Below are 23,060 nucleotides of genomic sequence, written 5' to 3' on the forward strand. Positions count from 1 at the left end.
GAAAAATGGCTAGAGTAAAACGCGGCGTCGTAGCACGCGCACGTCACAAAAAAGTATTAAAGCAAGCTAAAGGTTATTACGGTGCTCGCTCACGTATTTATCGCGTAGCAGCACAAGCAGTAACTAAAGCTGGACAATATGCATACCGCGACCGTCGTCAACGTAAGCGTCAGTTCCGTCAACTTTGGATTGCACGTATTAATGCAGCAGCACGTCAAAATGGCATGTCTTATTCACGATTCATCAATGGTTTGAAAAAAGCATCTGTTGAAATCGATCGTAAGATTTTAGCTGACATTGCGGTACATGATAAAGCGGCATTCACCGCTTTGGTATCAGCAGCAAAAGGCGCATTAGCGTAATCTATTTAACCCGTGCTAGTTCAATAGCATAGTTTAAGTTCTTTTTCGAAAAAGCGAGCAGGATGCTCGCTTTTTTGATCTTGTCACTTTTTATTAAATTCCCGGCTATTGAATGCAAATAAACTGCGTAAAAGCACAAAAAAGTGTGTAAAATGTGGCGGTTAATACAAATCTTTCTGTAGCTTGTCATATTGACGCTGCGGTTATAAGACATCAACGGCTCGATGAAGAGGAAATAATGGATCTTGATGCAATAATTATTGAAGCGCGTGAAGCGATTGAGGGCGCGCATACACCCAATGAGCTTGACGAAGTCCGAGTTGCTTTTATGGGCAAAAAAGGAAAAGTAACCGACCTTATGAAAGGATTAGGTGCATTATCTAAAGAAGAACGCCCAGCAGCAGGTCAAGCAATAAATGTCGTTAAGCAAGAGATTCAAAGCTTAATAAGTACCAAAGTTCAAGGTTTAAAAGATGCTCAGTTGAATGAAAAACTAGCGTCAGAATCAATTGATGTGACTTTGCCTTAGTCGTTGTAAAACTTTAGGTAACTTGCATCCGGTCAGTCGAACTATAGCTAGAATAGAGTCCTTTTTTAGTGAATTAGGCTTCAGTGTTAAGCAAGGGCCAGAAATTGAAGATGGCTTTCATAACTTTGATGCGCTGAATATTCCAAAGAATCATCCTGCTAGAGCAGACCACGATACTTTTTATTTTAATCCGAACTTAATGCTTAGAACGCAAACTTCTGGTGTTCAGATTAGAACAATGGAAACGGAAAAACCACCCCTTCGTATTATATCGCCAGGCCGTGTATATCGAAACGATTATGATCAGACTCATACGCCTATGTTTCACTAAGGTAGAAGGGCTTATGCTAGATACCAATGTCAGTTTTGCTGAACTTAAGGGGATCTTGAGTGATTTTTTAAAGCACTTTTTTGAAGAAGATCTACAAGTAAGATTCAGACCCTCTTATTTTCCTTTCACCGAGCCATCACTTGAAGTTGACGTGATGGGGAAAAATGGTAAATGGTTGGAAGTACTAGGCTGCGGCATGGTTCACCCTAACGTACTGAAAGCCGTCAATATCGATCCTGAGCAATTCACAGGTTTTGCCTTTGGAATGGGAGTTGAACGGTTAACTATGCTCAGATATGGCGTAACCGATCTCCGGTCATTTTTTGAAAATGACGTGCGTTTTTTAAGACAGTTTACATAGAAATAGAGTTATTAGATGAAATTTAGTGAATCTTGGTTAAGAGAATGGGTAAGTCCTAGTATTGGCACCGAAGCATTATCAGAGCAGTTGAGTATGGCGGGTCTAGAAGTTGACTCTGTAGAGCCGGTAGCGGGGAGTTTTAGCGGCGTAGTAATTGGACAAGTAGTTGAATGTGGTCAGCACCCCAATGCAGATAAATTGAAAGTCACCAAAATAGATATAGGCGAGCCTGAATTACTTGATATCGTTTGTGGCGCGCCTAACTGTCGATTTGGTCTAAAAGTCGCTGTTGCCGTGGTTGGTGCTATTTTACCGGGTAATTTCAAAATTAAAAAAGCCAAATTACGCTCAGAGCCTTCTTTTGGCATGCTATGTAGTTTTTCAGAGCTGGGCATGGGTGATGACCATGATGGGATTATAGAGTTACCGACGGATGCTCCAATAGGAAAAGACTTACGCGAATACCTTGATCTTGACGACAATATAATCGAGATAGATTTAACACCAAATAGGGCGGACTGTTTAGGTATTAAAGGTATTGCAAGAGAAGTAGGCGTCTTAAACCAGTTAGATGTTAATCATATAGAAGCCACGTCATCTGAGTCTACATCTTCTAAACAGCGGAATATCCACATTGAGGCTCCTGAGGCTTGTCCAACATATTTAGGACGCGTGATTGAAAATGTCGATTTAAGTCAAGAATCGCCATTATGGTTAAAGGAAAAACTTCGTCGCAGTGGTGTGCGAGCAATTGATCCTGTCGTTGATGTTACCAATTACGTATTATTAGAGCTTGGACATCCTATGCACGCTTTTGATAATGATAAGTTACAGGGTGATATCATTATTCGACAAGCCAAAGCGTCTGAACAATTGGTTTTGTTAGATGGCAATGAGGTAAAGTTGAATGAAGATACTTTAGTTATAGCAGATGAAAATAAGGCATTGGCTATTGCCGGTATTTTTGGTGGACAAGATTCGGGTGTAAACGATAAAACCCAATCAATATTTTTAGAGTCGGCGTTCTTTTCTCCTGACGCAATCTTAGGAAAAGCACGTCAGTATGGCTTACACACAGATGCTTCGCATCGCTATGAGCGTGGCGTAGACCCACAATTGCAAGCCCAAGCTATGGATAGAGCCAGCGAACTTTTGCTCAGCATTGTCGGCGGCAGCGCTGGTCCCATTACTATTGCTCAAAGTCAGCCACATTTGCCCAAAAGAGAACAAGTTACACTTCGTAAGTCAAGGCTAAGACGTCTTTTAGGTATGGAGATAGCAGCAAACCGAGTCAGCGATATCTTGAATCGTTTAGGTATGCAGGTAAATGAATCAGATGAAGGGTGGACTGTGACGGCACCTTCATATCGATTTGATATTGCTATAGAAGAGGACTTAATTGAAGAAGTCGCTCGGGTATATGGTTACAACAATATTGTTAATCATGCACCAATGGCTGAATTAGCGATGACGCCAAGCCAAGAGGGAATGACTAAGTTATCTAGTTTTAAACAGTTTTTATGCACTCAAGGTATGCATGAGGCTATTACTTATTCATTTGTGGATCCTAAAAAGCAAGATTTGTTATTTCCTCAAGACAATAAAATGCTCCTACCTCATCCAATTAGTGCAGACATGTCGGTCATGCGAGTAAGTTTATTACCTTAGTTTATTGCAAGCTTTGTCCTATAACCAAAAACGACAACAAAATAATCTTTCATTTTTTGAGTCAGGTTTGGTTTTTACTCAGGATGAAACAGCCGAAAATAACGTTTCTCAAGAAGCAAAATTAGCCGCCGTGGTGAGTGGAAATACCCACAATGAGCATTGGGGTATTCCAAATAGAGCATTTGATTTTTACGACCTCAAAGGAATTGTAGAATCGCTTGTGAGTCTCAGCGCTGGTGAATTAGACATCGAGTTTGTCAAATCACAGCATAGTGCACTTCATCCGGGGCAGTGCGCAGAAATTAAGCTTGCAGAGAAGTCGATAGGGTTTATAGGGGCTATTCACCCTAAATTTGAGAAACCACTCGGGCTACAAGGTAAAACCTTTGCTTTTGAGCTTTCTATAGAAGCAATTTCACCACGTAAGTTACCGTCTGCGGCAGCGATTTCAAAGTTTCCAGCAATACGAAGAGACCTTGCAATTGTTGTTTCAGATCAAGTCGAAACAGGTAAATTGCTAAAAAGTATCGAAAAAATTGGAATATCTGAACTTGTTGACATAAACTTGTTTGATATATATACAGGAGAAGGTATCAATGACGGTGAAAAGAGCCTTGCCTTATCCATTTGGTTACAAAGCGTTGAAAAGACCTTAGAAGATCAAGATATACAAAATACTGTCGATATTGTAGTAAGACATTTGCGAGACAATTTTAGTGCAGCATTAAGAGATTAAAATATATGGCATTGACCAAAGCAGATATGGCCGAACATTTAAACGAAAAGTTAGGCTTAAACAAGAAAGAAGCAAAAGACTTAGTCGAATTGTTTTTTGAAGAAATAAAGGCTTGTTTAGAGTCAGGTGAACAGGTGAAATTATCTGGTTTTGGGAACTTTGACCTAAGAACTAAAAATGAACGGCCGGGGCGTAATCCTAAAACAGGTGAAGATATCCCAATCAAAGCTAGGCGTGTTGTCACTTTTAGGCCTTAGTCAAAAACTTAAAAGCCGTGTTGAAAATATACAAGCTGCAAAATAAAGGCTTAGTTAACTTTGATTTTAAGTAATAAAAAATTATCATTTTCGATAATAAAAAAACGCACATCATTGATGTGCGTTTTTTTATTACTATTTTCCTGCACAGATGTAAGTAGTGATGGTCAAGAGCAAATTAAAGACTCTCAAAATGCTACTGGCGATGCTGTTCAAGAAATCGAGACACCATTATTAACTTTGACTGAATTGTTATCGGCTGAAGATGTTAAAAATGGTCTAGCAAGTGCAGCGGCAATACAAGACAAAGAAGCGATTGTATATTGGCAAAATGCATTATTATCGGCGGCAGATGAAGTTAATTTGAGCGCTGAACAGACAAAGCTAATATCAGGAGAGCAGGGAAAGGTGTTTCTTGAGTTTCAAGGTATGAAAACAAATTACCAAAGAGAGTTTGAGTTTGCATTTTTAGAATTTCAAGACATAACCCCAATCTTTGAGCGTTATCCTGCTTTTAAAAATATGCACGAGGAATCTAAAACCCTGATTGAAAATCGAGACCGTTTAATATTATCCGTTGCAAATGAACTTAAAATGTCAGGCTATCAAGGGGATGCGATACAAGAGGCTAGACGTCAATGGCAATCCTTTGCCAAAGAGAATTTATCGTCCTCAAGCTCACTGTGAGACAAACTGTAAGGTACTTTGAATACTTTGTGGCAATAACGGCGTATTCTTGTGGGTCGCATACTCGTTAATTCCAGAACTAAAATAAGGCGATAATACATGAGCCGACTGCCCCCCTGAGTACGGTCAATATTGCTTTATCTAGATTGCCAAGGCCTTACGATAAGGCGTTGCGAGGCGCCAAAACTATTAGACTGTACTGCTGGCGTATAACTATCCCCAAACCCTTCATATACAGGCATATTGAGATATTCACCAAGTGGGCCTAGTTGTGCCGAGAAAGGATGTTTTATCGCTAGTTTGTTGATGTTTCCCCAAGTTAATTCATTAATGTCTCTGGTTTTTGGGCTGTAAGTGTCTAGAAGTCGTTCCTTAGTTTTATCAAAAGCATAAATGAAGAATTCTTGATAGGTGGTATAGGCCTTTGGTAACCAAGACAAATCTTGCTCATTGATAAGATGCCAAACAGCGGTATCAATATCTCTTAGGATATAAGATGTGGATAGATTATAGTTGTTTAAGTCTTCATTAATGGGGGCTAAAAGCTGATTAATAACAGTGCTACGAAACCTTCGGACTAAGGTATAGCCAATAGAATCAGGGCAGGCGCAAGCTTCCCATGCATTTAATGCAGATATCTCATCACTATACACCTCAGGGGAATTGCTAAGTGCATCAATAAGCAGTTGATGCCAAGGTTTCAAAAATAGTGCTCGATTGTCCAACTGGATATCATAAAAATCTTGCTCATTATATTGGTCTTTTGTCGCCATAAGCTCAACAATTTGCAATTGTCTCGGGCCTAAAGCATAGCCACCGTTGCCATAACGAATAAGATCTTTTGTGCCTACAATTCTTGCATTTGCAGTAATGAGCTTACTTGATTCAGACGTGCTACGCATCGCTGGATTTAATTTCGCCGAACTCCAACCTACGTCATCAAATTGTGTTTGTTGTATTGCGTGCCTAGCAATAGGGCTTCTGCCTGTCACCGCGCCAGTAAGTTGCCAAGCTGCATCACCTTGTGCACTTGCGATAACCATATTTTGTACTGGCATTCTGACGCCTTTTGCAAACTCTAAAGCGCTTTTTACATCACTGTAATGAGGCATATAGGCGATTTGCATGTTTACGGCATAGTCAGTGTGCGCGACCCATTTTAATGCATATTTTTTATTATTAAATTCACGCACAGGCCCATATTGGCTCATTTCAATGTCCAATGTATGCTCTGTATCTTTGCCTTTAATGATTTCTGTTACTGTTTGGGTTTGGGTTTCATCATCAAGCTCTATCCAATCGACATTATCAACATTAGAATTGGTAAATCCCCACGCAATTTGATTGGTGCTACCTACAATGATCGCAGGTGTGCCTGGAAGGCTGACACCCGTAACTTGTATATCATTGCCTTGATGACGATAATTTAATTGCGCTCTATACCAAATTACGGGGACACTAAGCCCTAAATGCATATCGTTACTTAACATTGCGCTTTGCGTATCAGTATGTTCGCCAGAGACAACCCAGTTATTACTTCCGTAATCAGGTTGTTCAAGTACCGTTTGATAGTCTGCGGTAGATGCAGTCTTATTGTGAAACAAAAGGTCTAAGTTAGGAATAATGGGGTCGATTAGTGGTATTTTTGAGTTATCAATTGCAGACTGATAAGGGCTTGGAAGGGTAAAGAAACGATACATTTCATCACCATAAAGCTCTTTTAAGGCGGTTAAACGAAAATCTATTTCAGTTTGTGCTCTTTGAAGATCTAAATACATGCTAAATGTGGCTAAAATACTATCTTTAGGCTCCCATTTTTCAAATTCGCCACCAGTCAAATAATACTCAACAGGCAGCATGCTTAAGCTTTCAGCGGCATCATTTACACCTTTAGAGTAGTGTTCTAATAAGCGAATCGACGTTGCTGGAAGGCGCGTTAAAATGATTTGCGCTCTTTTTCCTAATTGGTGAAAGCGGTGACGCTTGTCAACATTTAGTGCTACATCGCCTACAAGGGCCGATAATTCACCGCTGGCTTGGCGTCTAAGTAAGTCTAACTGGAATAGCCTATCTTGCGCATGGGCGTAACCAAGCAAATAGGCGCTATCAAACTGGTTCTCAGCTTCAATGATTGCTGTACCAATTGTATCTCTGCTTAACGAGGCCGGACTTATTATGGTTTCAGAGCTAATTTTACCGTCCAAGGTAGGTAAACTTGCGCGTAAAGCCAATACTGCCAACAGGACAAGCAATATTGCAAGTGTGCAGGCGACAAACACAGACCGCTTAATAATTGTCAGCATAATTAAACCTCTATATCAGGCTGGGATAATTCCACGTTTACATAACGAGCGGCTACAAACAAATAATCAGACAAACGATTAATGTATTGCATTGCAAGCCTGTTCACTTGATGATGTTTTGCTACCGTTACTAAACAGCGTTCCGCGCGCCTAGTAATTGTTCGAGCTATATGAAGGTTAGCCGCTATTTCACTGCCACCTTGGCAATATGAACTTTGTTTGAGGTGGCAGCTTTTCAGTTAAGGTATCAATTTGATTTTCAAGTTTACTAACGGTGTAGGCTTCTAAATTATCATTTTCTGATAGAGCAAAGCCAATGGTAAAAATTTCAAATTGAATTTGCTGTAGTGTCTTTAAAAGGTGTTCAAAAGCAGTAGAAGAAAAAAGAGCGTTTTGTTTAAGTAGCAATGCTGAGCAAAGGCCAATGTATGAATTTAACTCATCTAAACTTCCGTAGCATTCGAGTAAAGCGTCGTCTTTATCTACCTTAAGCACTTTATTGGCGTAGATTGACGTTTTACCTTTATCACCTTGCTTGGTATAGATTTTCATTTACTAACCGCCGTTTGATTCTGGATTGTCTATGATTACTTCGTCTGCAGGTATTGGTTTAACAAAACGTTCCAACCTTACAAGTATACCCAAAGTAGGGTGGTCAAAATAATGTATTTGTTTACTGATAATGCGTCTACGTTGCTTAAAAGGAAATACCTGCAGTTGTTGGTTATTATCTGAATCAATAAACTTTTTATAGTGTTTAAATTCGCCATCTAAGTGTAAGTAAGGAATGCCATTAACGTAATCTAAATAAACTTTAAACAAGCCTTCAACTTCCCATTGGTTTTGATAGGAAGTCACCGGCAAAGTTGTTTCAACTAGCTCTTCACTGTCGAGTGATAACCAATCAATTTCTTGATTGAGCGATAGTTTGTCATTTAGTTGTTCAAAAAATAAAGTTTGAGGGACATTCTGCTGAAGCGCTAAGGCTTTGCTTTTTTCGTATACATCGTTGAGTTCCTCAAAGCTTGGGCCATTTTTAATGCTCAAAAATTCCCCCGCTTTTACTTTTATAAAAGGTTCGTTTTGTTGACCAAACTGCACATTTTGATTCCATGCTGTGTATAACAGAGGTTTTATGCCTCTTTGTCTTGAGAGCGTTGCAACATAATCCTCAAGTGCAAGGGGGGTTGTTTGTGTAAGATAGTGTCTTATACCGGCTCTGCTATCTTTATTTAGTAATCTTGTGGGGATTTTCTCACCAATTGAGTTGATCATTGCAAGCGGCAGGTGAAACTCGTCAATTAGCGAATTGGACAGCAAATTGATTTTTTGACTGACATCATCATTTTTACAAGATAAGCGATACCAATTTGCATCATAATCAGGAGCATCTACGAGGGCATTTTGTTCATCTGTAAGGCTTAAGCTTAATTGATAATTAGAGTTATCAAATACACTATCAACGTTCAGTCTATTTGGATTGGCTGCATCACAATCGATAAGCCCACGTTTAAGTCTATCTAGAGGCTTGTATCTATTCTGAAGCTCAATTGAAAAAATATCTAAGTGTGTGCCAGCAGAAAATGGAAAGTCTGCTTTAGAAAAGTCTTCGTTATTTGATGGCGCAAGCGATCGCTCAAATACAAATAACTCAACTGTAAACCACCACTTTTGGTCTTCATCACTTTGACTGTATGCAATATGACTCCACATTAAACTAAGGAACAATACAAAAATAATCGCGCTACGAATGTTTAGATTGCAACAGTAAGAAAAGGCATTCTGATAATTTAAATTGTTACGCATAACCATCCTGAGTCATATCATTTAACAAATTTTCAATAAACTCTAAGCGCTGAGAGGCATCTTGAGTTTTGATATTAAACTTGAGTTTATTGGGACCATCAAATTTATAAATTTGTGGTTTCTTTTGTATTAGTGAAATTAAATACCCAGCATCAATAGGTGTGCTTTGCATAAACTCAATAGTACCACCCTGTGCGCTGGCTTCAATCTTATTTATCCCCATTGATTTTGCCTGTATTTTCAATAGTGATTGGGACACTAGATTTTTTGCAGCTTGTGGTAATAAACCAAAACGGTCTATCAGTTCTATCTGAATATCATTTATTTCATCTTCATCTTTACAGTTAGCAAGCTTTTTATACATGGCAAGACGAAGATTAACGTCACCGATATAATCTTCAGGTAGCAAAGCAGGTATTCTTAACTCAATATCTGTCTGTTTAGTTAGTGTATCTGATAAACTTGGCTCCTTGCCTTCTTTTAACGCCTCAACAGCGTTCTCAAGCATCTCCATATACAAATTAAAACCAATAGCATTTATCTGGCCAGATTGCTCATCTCCTAATAACTCACCAGCCCCACGTATTTCTAAATCATGAGTCGCAAGCGCAAAGCCTGCGCCAAGTGTTTCTAATGAAGCAATTGCTTCTAAGCGCTTCGCGGCATCTTTTGTCATTCTGCGTGGATGAGGCGTCAGTAAATATGCATAAGCTTGGTGATGAGAGCGACCAACACGGCCTCTTAATTGGTGCAATTGCGCTAAACCCAAATGATCCGCTCTATCCATTATGATGGTGTTAGCTGTAGAAACATCTATACCTGTTTCAATGATGGTGGAACAAACGAGCACATTATATCGTTGATGATAAAAATCATTCATCACGTTTTCTAATTCTCGCTCCTTCATTTGGCCATGACCAATGGCAATACGCGCTTCAGGCACAATCTCGGCAATCTCACTAGCGGTTTTTTCAATCGTTTTGACCTCATTATGCAAAAAGTAAACTTGACCGCCGCGCAGTATTTCTCGCATGATCGCTTCACGAATCACTTCATCGTGCCGCTGTTGAACAAATGTTTTGACCGCTAGCCTTTTTGCTGGCGGTGTGGCAATGATAGATAAATCACGCATGCCACTTAAAGCCATATTTAAGGTTCGTGGAATTGGCGTGGCGGTTAAAGTAAGTATATCTACATCAGCCCTAAGTGCTTTAAAACGCTCTTTTTGACGAACACCGAATCTATGCTCTTCATCAATAATGACTAAACCTAGATCCTTGAATTTGACATCTTTTTGAATAAGCTTGTGTGTGCCAACAATGATATCTACTTTGCCATCCTCTAAATCTTCCATTATTTGTTTTTGCTGCTTAGGGGAAACAAATCTTGAAACAACTTCAATTTTAAACGGGAATTGTGAAAATCTATTTTTAAAATTCTCATAATGTTGCTGCGCCAAGAGAGTGGTGGGAACTAAAATCGCGACTTGTTTTGCATGATTGGCGCTAATGAACGCTGCTCGCATGGCTACTTCTGTTTTGCCAAAGCCAACATCGCCACATACTAATCTGTCCATTGCATTTTTGCCGCCCATATCTTGTAGTACGGCGTTAATTGATTTTTCTTGGTCAGGTGTTTCAGCGAAAGCAAAACTGTCAGCGAATCTATTATAATCCTGCCAGTCTATAGGATAGGCATATCCGGGTTTTGCTGCTCGCTTTGCATACACATCTAATAACTGTGCGGCAACATCTCTAACTTTTTCAGCGGCTTTTTGTTTTGCTTTTGACCAAGTGTCGTTTCCCAATAAATGTAGGGGAGCATGCTGAGCATCGCCACTATAGCGGCTTATTAAATGTAATGAAGAAACAGGTACGTACAATTTGGCCTGTTTTGCATATTCAATGGTTAGAAATTCAGTTGCAACTCCGCCTGCATCTAGAGTATTTAGACCAATAAAGCGACCTACACCGTGTTCTAAATGTACAACAGGTGAGCCTTCTGATAGTTCTGCTAAATTTCTAATAATCGCGCTTTCGTCAACGCTTGCAGCACTTGTTCGTGTTTTTCTGCGGCTTACTTTTTGCCCTAAAAGTTGCTTTTCGGTAATAATAAGCAGTGATGCATCATTTGATTGACAATCAAAGCTGTCTTCAAGGTTTCCAATACAGATATTAGCTTGGTGTTTATGGGAAATTGCTTGCTTGAAATCAGCTTGACTTGTGAGCGGAATATTAGCTTTGTTTAGTATATCAATTAGACTTTGTTCATGGCCTTGAGATTCTGCAACAAATACAACAGGCTTGCCTACGCTTAACGCTTTTTTTACCTCGGCTTGAATAGCTGAATAAGGATTGGTGGCAAGAGTATCTATCGTAATATTATGAATTGCTTGAGTATTAAAATTAACGCTACTGGCAGAGTTTCGTTTCCCTTCAGAGATAATTGTGGCTCTTGGCCACGCTTTTAGTGTTCTATTTAGCTCGTCTGTTGGCAGAAACAATTGCTCGGGGGCAAGTAAGGGTCGTTGTAAATTATATTTATATTGCTCGTATCGATTACTTAAATCATGCCAAAACTTATCACAATCTTCGTTAAACCCCTCAAAACTAATCATAAGTGCATCTTCGTGCAAGTAATCAAAAAGGGTGGCTATGTTTTCAAAAAACAAGGGAAGATAGGATTCAATCCCACCTGGCATAGTGCCTTTACTAACTTGATAAAGAATCGAATCTTGTTCGTTTGCCGATGCTTGATTAAAAAGGGCCAAATATCTAGCTCTAAATCCACTGATAGCCTCTTTGCTACTAGGGAATTCGCGCGCAGGGAGCAATCTTATATTTTTAACTTTTTCTAAGCTTCTCTGAGTAGATGGGTCAAAAAAGCTAATAGTATCAATTTCATCATCAAATAAATCAATCCGAAAGGGGCGCTCACTACCCATGGGAAACAAATCAATAATTGAGCCTCTGACACAAAACTCGCTGTGAGACATTACTTGGCTCACATGCAAGTAACCAGATTTTTCCAAATTTCGCCTAAATTCACTTGGTACCAAGGTTTGACCTGTTTCTAGGTAGAGTAGGTGTTGACCTACGTATTCAACAGGAGCCAGTCTTTGCATTAAAGTATTGATAGGTACTAAAAAGATCCCCGCTTGCTTTTTACTCAATAGATACAAGGTTTCTAGGCGTTTTGAAACGATATCTTGATGGGGTGAAAAATGATCGTATGGTAAGGTTTCCCAATTAGGGAACAAGTAAACATCAACACTATCGGCATCACAAAAAAAACGTATTTCTTTTTCAAGAGCGATGGCATGTGCTGAATCTTTTGTAATAACAATAAGCGGCCCATTATGAGCTTTACCCGCATTAGCGATGCTTAAGGCTTGAGATGCTCCATATAATCCCGTCCATTTAATATTGTCTGGGATTTTTCGTTGTCGTAGCGTTTGTGGTAAGCGTGGGCATAAAATAGACGACATAAACTACATATTGCTCGTAAAAATATAGAAAATAAAAGTGAATATCCGTCTAATTATTCTTGATGTTGCTTTCTTAAAGCTTTTGTTTGCAAATGCAAACTAGCTCTGACTAAAAGCTCTTGGTCTTCTTCTCGAATATGAGTGAACACTAAGCTGGTATTAAAGACGTCTGGATATTCCGTATGTTGTTCGCATTTTATCACCTCAGCGTATGAATAAATAGCGGCCGACTCACTTTCGATAAATAATTTTAGGATATGTTTGCTACCAATGACCAAAGCAGACGAGGTCTCTACAACAGCTCCGCCGCCACCAAATTTATTGGCCACGGCTTGCTCGTCTTCTTTATCTTGTTGTTGAAGAATATAAGACATCATTAGGTCAATTTTTTTCGATTGGTGATTCAAAAAAGACACAAGGTGATCTAAATTCTCTCCTAAGCCTCGAAGAGGCTTAAGCGCTGAGTGTTGCACTTGTGACATCTCAGACGCTATTTTGAACGCGTAAGGCATATTTTCAATAAAGGCGCTTATGGTGAGTTCGTTTGCATCACTTGGCAATTCGCTTATGTTCGCTTTAACACGATAAGGGACCAAGTAAAATGCTTCAAACAGCGCTTTTTTCTCTTCGGGACTCGCTTCTACTGCTCGTTGTATGGGCATATCGGCCAAGTTAACTTCCTTCTTATTCAGCAAGCTTTCTTTTGATACCCAAATAATAGTAAACTTACTGTATAAAATCAGCTTTTTTATTGTGGCTACTTACCATTCATGTCCTTATCAGCTTTTATTGCATTGCGCTACTCTCAATCAGGCACAAAACAGAGCTTTGTGGCGTTCATTAATTTGTTTTCAATTATAGGTATCACACTTGGGATCGCAGCACTGATTGTTGTTTTGTCGGTTATGAATGGATTAGAGGGGCAACTGAAAAAGCGAGTGCTAGGTATCGTCCCACATATAGTGGTTAACCAAGAAACCGATTTAGATTTACCCGACGAACTAAGTCAAAATATCTTGGCACAAGTTGCTTTTAGTGAACAAGAAGTTATTGTGCAATCGTCAAAAGCCATTAGTGGCCTCTTAGCCCAAGGCATAGAGCCTAAAGCGAGCGAAAAGTATTCGGTAATTGCTCAAAATATCATTTCTGGCGATTGGCACAGCATTGAATCTTCCAGTTTCAATGTCGCTATTAGCAGTATATTAGCAAGTCAATTAGATGTGACCATTGGTAGTCAATTGCGCATGATTTCTACAAATGCAAGTGTTTTTTCACCCCTAGGTCGGATACCTAGCCAGCGTTTAGTAACCATCAGTGCTATTTTTAGTGTTAACTCTGAAATGGATGATAAGGTCATTATCATGCATATAGACGATTTAGCACGATTATCGCGCAAAAAGACAGCTCAAATTAGACAAACGAGGTTGTTCCTTAATGACGCATTTACTGATCAGCGTTTATCTTCTTATTTTGTTGAAAACAATATTGAAGCTCGCTTCTGGAGAGAGAGGCAAGGGCCCTTGTTTGATGCGGTTAAAATGGAAAAAAATATGATGTCGCTCATGCTCTTGCTGGTTATTGCAGTGGCGGCGTTTAATGTCGTATCCGCTTTAGTCATGGTGGTAAGCGAAAAACAAGCTGACATTGCAATTTTGCAGACTCAAGGGATGTTACCATCCGATATCAGGAATATTTTTCTGTTAAACGGCACATTTAATGGTATTCAAGGGATTTTATTTGGTCTTAGCGTAGGTTTGCTGGGATGTTGGTTTTTAAATGATATCTTATCTTTACTCGGCGTTAATTTGGGCTTTGGCGAAAATGGACAGAGTTTGCCAATAGAAATTGACATTAATCAATTGCTCATCATATCGCTTTGCTCGTTTGGTTTATGCTTAATGGCTAGTTGGTATCCAGCAAATAAAGCACAAACTATTAATCCCGCCAATAGCTTGCGTAGTGAATAATTGGTATCATTTATTGAAAATATAAGTAATTAAAGGTGTATTGTGGATAAAGTATTTATCAGCTCGTCATCGTTGCTACAAGATTCGTTCAAGGTGGCGGCACAGGTCTATGATGATGGTTTTAGACCAGATTTTATTGTTGGCATTTGGCGTGGTGGAGCGCCTATAGGTATTGCAGTTCAAGAGTTCTTTGAGTTTAAAGAAGCACCGACGGATCATATTGCGGTGCGGACATCCTCATACTACGGAATCAATCAGCAATCAAAAGAGATTAAAGTTCATGGCTTACACTATTTGGTAGAAAACGCTAACGCAAACGATAAGCTGCTGATTGTGGATGATGTGTTTGATTCAGGTCGAAGTATTGAAGCACTAATTAATCAGATACATACGCTTATGCGCCTAAATGCGCCAAAAGATATCCGTATTGCTACGCCATATTTTAAACCAAAAAATAACAAAACACAGACTAGTTTGGTACCAGATTATTTTGTTCACGAAAGTGAAGAATGGCTAGTGTTTCCTCATGAGTTAGCAGGTTTAAGTAAGGAAGAAATAATCGAAGGGAAAACTGAATTATCCGGCTTGACGGACATTTTGTTTGATAAGTAACACCAAAAGCTTGCTCGCTTACTTACCGTTTAAATAGAACTTGTCACTCCAAGTGTATATTAGATCCGGTTTGTAAGCGATTAAGCACGTCATGCTAAATCCATTGAAAAATGCCTCTGGAAATATCATCAACAAGGTCATTTGTGTGTAATTGTACATTATCACATCAAATGTATAGATGCCGTCTATCCAAAAATATGCGCTCATGCAGAGCATTTTGACGGCCATTGTTAACATACCCGGAAAAAAAGCGCACACAAACACATAAACGAACATTTGTCGCTCTACTTTGTGGAAAGTAAATGAATATATCGCGTAGGTGATGACAATTGGCAGATAGACGCCAATCACTAAATTGACGCCCAGCATGTTCCAACTTTCATTCCCAATCAAGGTGCTAGACACAATGAGCAGGGTACCTACCAACATTGCCCATCGAAATCCAAGAACTAAGGTTAAAGTGGTTAACCATAGAAAATGCATTACCAATCCATCATATATACTCACCCGAAATAACCACAAAACAAACACTGCAGTAGCGGCGCCAAATACGATATGCTGCCATCTTTTTTGTTTAACTAAAATTTGAAAATCGGTATTCATTGCGACTTTTGTAATACAAATAATCGCTAGCAGAAGGCTGATCAGTTGAAGAAAACTCAAATGGAACTCGGTAAACATAAATACTTATTGTTAGAATACCAAATCTCTTACTTGCAAATAAAGGCTTGAGAAAATTAAATCGCAACACAGTGTCAACTCATTACTCACAGTGTTGTATAATTATTCGCAAATGACTTCCAAAAGACCATTGTTAATGACACAGCGCTTTAGACAGGTATTTCCTTTTTTTAATCACGACACTGAAGTGTCAGAAAATAATACTGTTTATTTAGACAACGCCGCAACTACCCAAAAGCACGAATCAGTAATGCAAGCCGTTGAGCAATATACGATTAGCTTCAATGCAAATGTCCATAGGGGCGGATATCGTATCGCTCAAAAAGCGACTAATGCTTATGAAAAAGCAAGATTGACGCTAGCTTCATTTTTAAACGCAAAAGAACAGGAGCTTGTTTTTACCAGCGGTGCGACAGAGGCAATTAATATGATTGCTCAAGGTTTGGATACGTCTATGCTAAGTGGCAACAATATTCTTATATGTGAAAGTGAGCATCACGCTAATATATTACCGTGGCAACGATTTGCGCAACAACACAATATGTCGATAATCCATATTCCTATCGGCGAAATGGGCGCTTTTAGCGAAGATATAGAAGCAAACATGCTAAAAATGATAGATGACGATGTTGCAATAATTGCCATCGCTCATGCATCAAATGCATTAGGTAATGTTTATCCAATTAAAGCAATAAGTCATAAAGCAAAGCAGCATAAAGCGATTACCGTCATTGATGGCACGCAAGCAGCACCTCATATTGATATATGCGTACAAGACTTAGGATGTGACTTTTATGTTATTAGTGGGCATAAAATGTACGCTAGTACGGGGACTGGAGCATTTTATGGTCGTTTTGATTTATTGGAAAAAATGACACCTTCTAAATTAGGCGGTGAGATGATTACGAAGGTCAGCTTTGATAGCTTTTCATGTCAACAAGCCCCGCTTAAATTTGAAGGCGGCACACCCAATATTAGTGGAGTACTTGGATTAGCGAGTGCAGCTCACTTTCTTCAGTCAAATTTTGTAGAGATTCGTGATCACGAATATTCTCTATTTGTTTATTTGTTAGACGCATTAGCAAAAATGCCATCTATTACGCTATATGGTATGTGTCGGCAATATCAAAAACAGCCTGATTCGATTTTATTATGTCGAATACTTCCGCTTGTTTCTTTTACTGTGGACGGCATCCATAACAATGATGTTGCACAAGCGTTATATCAAAAAGGTATTGCGCTTAGGGCCGGCCATCACTGCGCGATGCCATTAATGAGTAATTTGAACATTGAAGGTACATTGAGAGTTTCTATTGCCTGTTATAATACAAAAGAGGATATAAAAATGTTTTTGGAAGCTTTGAATGCCATTGTTTCCAAAGAACCTTATTCACATTCAAATTGCATGCATGGTCAACAGGCTTCAATAGATGAGTCAGCATCAGCTCAAACTATCAAAAGTATTATCACTGGCATTGAGTCAGCCAAGGATTGGAATGAAAAACATAGGCAGCTTTTGTTTCTTAGTCGTCATTTGAGGCAACTTGAAGCTTGTGAGTGTAACGAGGTCAACGCAGTATCTGGTTGCGAAGCACAGGTATGGATTGATGTTCGAGATGACGGCCTATTATACGCGCATTCTACAAGTAAAGTGATACGTGGCATCTTATGCATATTGGTGTTTTACTTTGATCATCATAGTGATGCATACCACCGTTCGATAGAAGATGTTGAAGAGTACTTAAATGTGCTTGGCTTACATCGTTACTTCAGTCAAGGACGCAGAGACGGCATTAGAAAGGTGATTGAGCGAATTACCAGCTTCTAGGTTTGCTTTTTGTTTTTAGCCTCAATCCACTGACTCATATATTTACTGCTTTGGAATTGTTGATGACTGAGCATTTTTTGTAAAAACTGGCGCTCACGATTTTTATGCCTTAAGGCAAAGCCATCGCTTATAGCATCTAATAAGCCCCTTTGGTTGCGCTGCGGGTCATATTCTTGCTCAATAATATTACGCCCTTGGTCTCGAGCTAGATTCCATTTCTCTTGATTTTGATAGAGTAATATTGTTTGTTCGATGAAAGTTTGTATATCGGTACAAACTTTACCAGGCCAAACTTGCTTTGTGATCCCCTCGGCTCCAATTTCACTGGTGACACTAGGTGTTTGGCAGCGCATGGCATCAAGTAGCTTACCCTTTACACCAGCCCCAAATTGCAATGGGGCTAGCATTAATCTGGCCTTGGATACAACTTCAAATTGATTGTCTGCAAAACCGTGAACGTACAAACCATTTTTTTTATTTTCAAGGCTTTTAACTTTTGCTGGTAAATACGCTCCATAGATATGGCACTTTAGTTCAGGGAAAGATTTCTTTAGTTTTTTAAAGACTGCAGGCCAAATATTCTCGGCTAATAGTTTAACTGCGTGATAATTAGGCTCATGTCTAAAATTACCAATAAATATCATATCCTGTTTTTCAAAAAATGAGTTCTTAATATTTATTTTTTTATCAATGATATCGGGCACAATAAATGGCGCACGCTTTACTTGTGATGTAGGTAGGGCAAACTGTTTAGTGAGTAATTCATATTCAAAACTCGAAAGTACTAGATTTAGATCTGCTTGATAAACACAAGCCATTTCACGCACACTTAAATCATTGTGTAAATAATGACGTAAATCACTCTGCGTTATGGCATTTGCAGGTTGAAAATCTGCAAATACACGTGACTTATGAACGAGTTGACGTGCTCGTCGTAAAAAATGTAAGTCTTCGGCGTCTAAAATGAGAAAGGCATCTGGACATTCATGTTTAACACGCCAAGCATATTGTTCGAAGCTTAAAAACCGGTCAAATATAACAATGTCTGGATTAATTGATCTGATACTAGCATTAAAACTATTATCGTTTAATAAGCTATCAAAGCATTCTACGCCAAGTGGCTCTAGGGTCGCGCTTTTATCTGATTTTTCAGCCGAGGAACAAAAGTAAACTTTCCAACTTTCATGTAAACAGGCGTTGATATAGCTCAATATGTTTTGACCTGCGGCAGAAGAACGCGGCTCTGGCCATACGAAACCTATAAATAATACCTTCAATTGACTAGTCCTAAGCAATATTTAAGTGGCATAAATTGTAGGACGCGATAATACTATATAAATGTCTGGCTTGCATAACTATGAGGAATACAGTTCATGCCTACTACAAGGGCAGCAAATAGCAAAATTAGTACTGATGCTCACCACTTGATTTATGGTGCAGGGTTAATTGGGTGCTATTTGGGCGCAGCTTTTATGAGTGTTGGACAAACGGTTTCATTTGTAGCTCGTCCTAAAATGATTCAAAAAATTGGTCTTGGGCTTACTATTTCTGATTATCATGGTAACGAGTTCTGTAGTGCTGCACATAGCGTAATACCCAAAAAAGTGGTTTGTGAAAATACGCTTCATGAGTTGGATAACGACATTGATATTGTGTGGTTAACTGTAAAATGTCTTTCTTTACATGATGTTGTTGATAGTTTGCGTGAAATAGTTAACCACCAAAGCATTATTATTTGTTGTCAAAATGGCGTCAGCAATCATCTAGTGATAAAACAAGCATTCCCAGAAAATCTCGTTCTTAGAGCAATGGTTCCGTTTAACGTAGTGAATGATAATGATGCTCACTTTCATCGAGGTTCCCAAGGTTTGATGAGTTTAGAGTTAAATAATGAAAGTGAGGAATCTATCAAATGGTTAGCTAGGCAGTTAAACAGTGATCTATTGCCTATCGCCATTACATACGATATGACCGCTTTGCAATGGGCTAAGCTTCAGATTAACCTTGGAAATGCAGTTAATGCCTTGGCCGATATTCCTGTAAAATCGATGTTAGAAAATGCTGATTATCGGTACTTTATTGCTGGTATGATGCAAGAATTATTAACCCTTAGTCAAAAGAAAAAAATAAAGTTACCTAAAGTAGCTAATGTCCCTAATAAATACATCCCTTATATTTTAAAGTTACCAAATGTCCTCTTTAAGCGTTTGGCACATAAAATGCTTCAAGTAGATCCAAAAGTCAGGACGAGTATGTTTTGGGATATAAATGCCAATAAACAGACAGAAATTGACTACATAAACGGCTTTATTGTGTCGCAAGCGTCAAACCTTGGTGTACAAGTGCCTTTTAATCAGTTTATCGTCGAGCAGATAAAAAATTCAGAGGCAGGTCAACGACCTAGTAGTGACGAATTTTTAAAAGCGGTAAAGTCCATTAACCAGCGTTACCAGTAAAATAAGGGGGTAAAATCTCGTTTATGAATGCAATCGACTATGCGCAAAAAGCGAATGAGTTATTCGCATTAAAAGACACCGCCAATCAATTACGAGAGTTATTTGATAAAGACTCATCATCTACAAAAGATATTGCTGATATTGTTAATTCTGACCCTAGTTTGACTGTTCATTTACTTAAGTATGCTAACAGCTCGATCTTTAGATTTGAGCGTAAAATTGAGTCATTGGAAAAAGCGATACAAGTGATTGGACTTCAGTCTGTATACGAATTTGCATTAGTGTTCGGAATGACGAATATGTTTGGGCGTGAACATGAAAAGTATATTGATGCGAACAAGTTTTGGAAGCAAAGCGTGCTATGTGCATTGTATGCTATGGATATCGCAAAACACTTAAAGATGAAAAACGCCTCAAAATTATATACAGCGGGGCTACTGCACAATGTTGGAGAGTTAGTTGTACTTCGAGTAAGCCCAAGTTTAGCTAGAGACTGCAATCGAGTATATGAACATTACTACCCAAAGCAAGTTCAGGAAGAAATCCTAGGGTTTACATTTGCAGATATTTCAGCCGCTTTACTCCAAAGATGGCTCATCCCAGATATACTGGTGTCTGCAGTTGCAATGCAGCATCATGATGATACCCCTGCAATTACAATTGAATCTCAAATTGTTCAATTGTCATACAGTTTAGCGCTTGTGCAAGTATTTGATGAGATTTACACGATTGATGACGATGTTCCAGACTTTTTATTCCAAAGCCTTGGTTTAGAGCAAGAGTTTCTTGGAGCACTTGTTGAATCAAAACAAGAACAATACGAGACGCTTGCCTCCATATTCAGAATCGCAAGCGCCCAAAGTAAATGATGAGATTAGTCAAATACGGCTACAGTTTGTCGGCTTAATGCTATTACCTCTCCATCAGCGTCCCAAATTGTTGCCTCGGTATGTCCATAACCACCTGCGGCTTGCCTTGTATCAGCTTTGTACGCAAGCCAGTCCGTTGATTTTATTGTTCTGTGGGGATGAATAAAATCAACATTCCAACTAACAGTACTTGCCGGGGCAGGCCATTTCAACATTTGTAAAAGTGTTGGCGGCCAAGCATCAATGATTGCAATAATATGAGCATCATTTATTACATTTGATGCTTTTTTATATCGCATCCAACCATAGTAAGAACTCGATTTTTTGCCCGTAAAGGGGATGCCTCCTTCATTAATAGACAATTCAAAATGACGCAAAAACTTAGGAGTGACTTTAGGGATTTGTGGTATGAATTTAGCTTTTTCTGGCACCGCCATCATGTGCTTTTCATTGTTTTCGACAATGATTTTTGAGTCACGATTTTGCGCAAAACAAAATTGACTTAACACACATACTTTACCGTCTTGTATAGCTCTTGCATGAATCTGCGACACGTTTTTACCGATGCGTACTTGCTCTATTGTAATCGTAAATGGTACTTCACTTAGTAAAGGTCCTACAAAATTGGTGCTCATGGAGCGAAGCACTCTGTCAGGCTCAACATAACTTTTTGCGGCAATAAATAGCATCCCCGCACTTATTCCACCATATACAGTGCGTCCCTGAGACCAAGACTTATCAATTAAGAAACTATGGTCACTTTTGGTATTGTGCAAAGATGCTTGTAATAAGTACTCGTCGATATTCTTCATGTTTATGCTCCAAAGCCAGACATATCATGCGATACATCTGGTCTGATTAGTTGTGCATAATATTAGTGCAATTGTTAGAATATGCAAGTTAGGAGTGAAGCATCCTACTATTGTAAAATGGCAAACAAGCGATTTTTGGATTTGTTTTTGTTTTGTTGCTGCAAGATAGCGAGCTCTTTGTCATTAGCAAAATGTTCATCCCAATGTTTAAGTTTTGGTGCCATCAATTTAAACCACAAAGGAGGAATAAGTGTAATGACAATAGTGGATATATAACCACTTATCATCATTGGTGAAGATTCCATCGGCATTAGCTTTTCAAAGGGGGCGGAGGCTTGTGCATGATGGTGTGAATGTCTTGGAAGATTGAACATTGCCCAACAACTCACGCGTCTGTTAGAATTCCAGGAGTGTCTAGGACGCACAGGCTCTCTTGAATCCCTAACCAATCCGTAGTGCTCCATGTAATTGACAATTTCTAGTATGATTTTAGCGTTGAGCCCTACTAGTGAGACGAAAAGTAGGGCTTGCCAGCTTCCCGTTAAGCTCACTAATGCAAGTATACTAAAGGTCATTGCCCAACCCCTCAAGTAGCGATTATGGATACTTAAAATGCCTTGTTGTTTGCGTTTTAGACGTTTTGATTCAATCGCCCAAGCCGATTTGTTTGTTCCATAGATTGCATAAGGTACATGGACATATACGCTGCGTCCGCGAGGCGCCGTGACGGGATCATCACTTGTGGCCACTTTTGCATGATGGTTGTATACATGTTCAATTGAAAAGTTTGCATCAAAGCTAAATGCCATTAACCATCGACCAAGACTTACATCAAACTTAGAGCCAATTCGATGAACAAGTTCATGTGCCACCACCGTTGCTACACCTGCGAGCATGAACGCGGCAAATATTATAGCAACGCCAAGTTGCGCTATTGTTGTGTTATTTTTCGCTGTTACAAAATCGTAGTGAAGAAGTTCTGATAACCAGCTCATAAATGCCCACTGATATGGAGTGACTAACCATATACAGATTGTGACAATCAACAGGCTAAGGGGCAATGCGCCATATAGCATGATATTAAGTAGGATCTTAAAATCAAGCGTAGGAGTGCTGTGATCATCGCCTAAAATTGCATCACCCACTACATACACTAAAATAAATAGTGCAAAACCAAGGTAAATAAAGTTTTGAGCAAGCAGTAAAAACATGCATGCAATTAAAACAATTGCGTAGTAATGAAAAAATTTAGCGTAATGCAACATGGTACTTCTCCTATGAATTAACCATAGTTTGCATCGAATAAAC

General features: G+C 39.0%; 17 protein-coding genes and 3 pseudogenes. 10 read left to right on the top strand and 10 right to left on the bottom strand.

The features are described 5' to 3' along the window. The first annotated feature begins 5 nt into the window (after positions 1–5). From rplT to ACZ1G6_RS06680, 5 genes and pseudogenes are all read left to right on the top strand, one after another. Positions 6–362, top strand: a complete 357-nt coding sequence (gene rplT / locus ACZ1G6_RS06660) for a 50S ribosomal protein L20 (protein ID WP_472618586.1) — start codon at positions 6–8, stop codon at positions 360–362. A gap of 235 nt (positions 363–597) precedes the next feature. Next, positions 598–1,583, top strand: a pseudogene (gene pheS / locus ACZ1G6_RS06665) (phenylalanine--tRNA ligase subunit alpha). 15 nt (positions 1,584–1,598) lie between these two features. After that, a pseudogene (gene pheT / locus ACZ1G6_RS06670) lies at positions 1,599–3,987 on the top strand (phenylalanine--tRNA ligase subunit beta). Positions 3,988–3,992: 5 nt separating this feature from the next. Then, positions 3,993–4,290: pseudogene (locus tag ACZ1G6_RS06675) on the top strand (integration host factor subunit alpha). A gap of 71 nt (positions 4,291–4,361) precedes the next feature. Beyond that, positions 4,362–4,931, top strand: coding sequence for a hypothetical protein (locus tag ACZ1G6_RS06680; RefSeq protein ID WP_472618587.1), 570 nt, complete (start codon positions 4,362–4,364; stop codon positions 4,929–4,931). Positions 4,932–5,068: 137 nt separating this feature from the next. On the opposite strand, the gene ACZ1G6_RS06685 is transcribed toward ACZ1G6_RS06680, so the two are convergent. Genes ACZ1G6_RS06685 through ACZ1G6_RS06710 form a run of 6 tightly spaced genes read right to left on the bottom strand, consistent with a single transcriptional unit; the run spans position 5,069 to position 13,189 of the window. Next, positions 5,069–7,234, bottom strand: a complete 2,166-nt coding sequence (locus tag ACZ1G6_RS06685) for a penicillin acylase family protein (protein ID WP_472618588.1) — start codon at positions 7,232–7,234, stop codon at positions 5,069–5,071. A gap of 2 nt (positions 7,235–7,236) precedes the next feature. Next, positions 7,237–7,473, bottom strand: a complete 237-nt coding sequence (locus ACZ1G6_RS06690) for an ATP:cob(I)alamin adenosyltransferase (protein ID WP_472618942.1) — start codon at positions 7,471–7,473, stop codon at positions 7,237–7,239. Beyond that, on the bottom strand, positions 7,424–7,786 hold the full coding sequence (locus tag ACZ1G6_RS06695) for an ATP:cob(I)alamin adenosyltransferase (RefSeq protein WP_472618589.1): 363 nt from the start codon (positions 7,784–7,786) through the stop codon (positions 7,424–7,426). Before ACZ1G6_RS06695 ends, ACZ1G6_RS06690 begins: the two co-directional genes overlap by 50 nt. 3 nt (positions 7,787–7,789) lie before the next feature. Further along, on the bottom strand, positions 7,790–9,040 hold the full coding sequence (locus tag ACZ1G6_RS06700) for a CsiV family protein (RefSeq protein ID WP_472618590.1): 1,251 nt from the start codon (positions 9,038–9,040) through the stop codon (positions 7,790–7,792). After that, positions 9,033–12,527 carry a transcription-repair coupling factor gene (mfd, locus tag ACZ1G6_RS06705; protein ID WP_472618591.1) on the bottom strand — a complete coding sequence of 1,165 codons (3,495 nt, stop codon included), beginning with the start codon at positions 12,525–12,527 and terminating at the stop codon, positions 9,033–9,035. The genes ACZ1G6_RS06700 and mfd overlap by 8 nt, the downstream gene beginning before the upstream one ends. A 53-nt stretch (positions 12,528–12,580) precedes the next feature. Further along, a complete protein-coding gene (locus tag ACZ1G6_RS06710; RefSeq protein ID WP_472618943.1) occupies positions 12,581–13,189 on the bottom strand; it encodes a PilZ domain-containing protein in 609 nt (202 codons plus the stop codon). 108 nt (positions 13,190–13,297) lie between these two features. Here ACZ1G6_RS06710 and ACZ1G6_RS06715 point away from each other — a divergent pair, with 108 nt between their 5' ends. Both ACZ1G6_RS06715 and ACZ1G6_RS06720 read left to right on the top strand, forming a co-directional pair. Continuing rightward, on the top strand, positions 13,298–14,494 hold the full coding sequence (locus tag ACZ1G6_RS06715; RefSeq protein ID WP_472618592.1) for a lipoprotein-releasing ABC transporter permease subunit: 1,197 nt from the start codon (positions 13,298–13,300) through the stop codon (positions 14,492–14,494). Between the two features lie 42 nt (positions 14,495–14,536). Beyond that, complete coding sequence (locus tag ACZ1G6_RS06720; RefSeq protein ID WP_472618593.1) at positions 14,537–15,106, top strand: phosphoribosyltransferase; 570 nt, start codon at positions 14,537–14,539, stop codon at positions 15,104–15,106. 18 nt (positions 15,107–15,124) lie between these two features. Here the strand turns inward: ACZ1G6_RS06720 and ACZ1G6_RS06725 are convergent, their stop codons facing one another. After that, the gene (locus ACZ1G6_RS06725) at positions 15,125–15,787 is read right to left on the bottom strand and encodes an energy-coupling factor ABC transporter permease (protein ID WP_472618594.1); all 663 of its coding nucleotides are present in this window, start codon (positions 15,785–15,787) and stop codon (positions 15,125–15,127) included. A gap of 136 nt (positions 15,788–15,923) precedes the next feature. Here ACZ1G6_RS06725 and ACZ1G6_RS06730 point away from each other — a divergent pair, with 136 nt between their 5' ends. Continuing rightward, positions 15,924–17,615 carry an aminotransferase class V-fold PLP-dependent enzyme gene (locus tag ACZ1G6_RS06730; protein ID WP_472618595.1) on the top strand — a complete coding sequence of 564 codons (1,692 nt, stop codon included), beginning with the start codon at positions 15,924–15,926 and terminating at the stop codon, positions 17,613–17,615. Here ACZ1G6_RS06730 and ACZ1G6_RS06735 read toward each other — a convergent pair. Then, positions 17,612–18,892, bottom strand: a complete 1,281-nt coding sequence (locus ACZ1G6_RS06735) for a glycosyltransferase (protein WP_472618596.1) — start codon at positions 18,890–18,892, stop codon at positions 17,612–17,614. The genes ACZ1G6_RS06730 and ACZ1G6_RS06735 overlap by 4 nt on opposite strands. A 96-nt stretch (positions 18,893–18,988) precedes the next feature. On the opposite strand from ACZ1G6_RS06735, the gene ACZ1G6_RS06740 reads away from it, so the two are divergent. Together ACZ1G6_RS06740 and ACZ1G6_RS06745 are read left to right on the top strand one after the other, a co-directional pair. Next, positions 18,989–20,071 carry a 2-dehydropantoate 2-reductase gene (locus ACZ1G6_RS06740; RefSeq protein WP_472618597.1) on the top strand — a complete coding sequence of 361 codons (1,083 nt, stop codon included), beginning with the start codon at positions 18,989–18,991 and terminating at the stop codon, positions 20,069–20,071. Positions 20,072–20,094: 23 nt separating this feature from the next. After that, on the top strand, positions 20,095–20,940 hold the full coding sequence (locus ACZ1G6_RS06745; protein WP_472618598.1) for an HDOD domain-containing protein: 846 nt from the start codon (positions 20,095–20,097) through the stop codon (positions 20,938–20,940). Positions 20,941–20,945: 5 nt separating this feature from the next. Here ACZ1G6_RS06745 and ACZ1G6_RS06750 read toward each other — a convergent pair whose 3' ends face one another. Continuing rightward, entirely contained in the window at positions 20,946–21,752 is an 807-nt protein-coding gene (locus ACZ1G6_RS06750) for an acyl-CoA thioesterase (RefSeq protein ID WP_472618599.1), read from the bottom strand. A gap of 107 nt (positions 21,753–21,859) precedes the next feature. Further along, the gene (locus tag ACZ1G6_RS06755) at positions 21,860–23,017 is read right to left on the bottom strand and encodes an alkane 1-monooxygenase (RefSeq protein ID WP_472618600.1); all 1,158 of its coding nucleotides are present in this window, start codon (positions 23,015–23,017) and stop codon (positions 21,860–21,862) included. Positions 23,018–23,060 lie beyond the last annotated feature (43 nt).

It is taken from the genome of Glaciecola sp. HA4-3 (assembly GCF_055693685.1).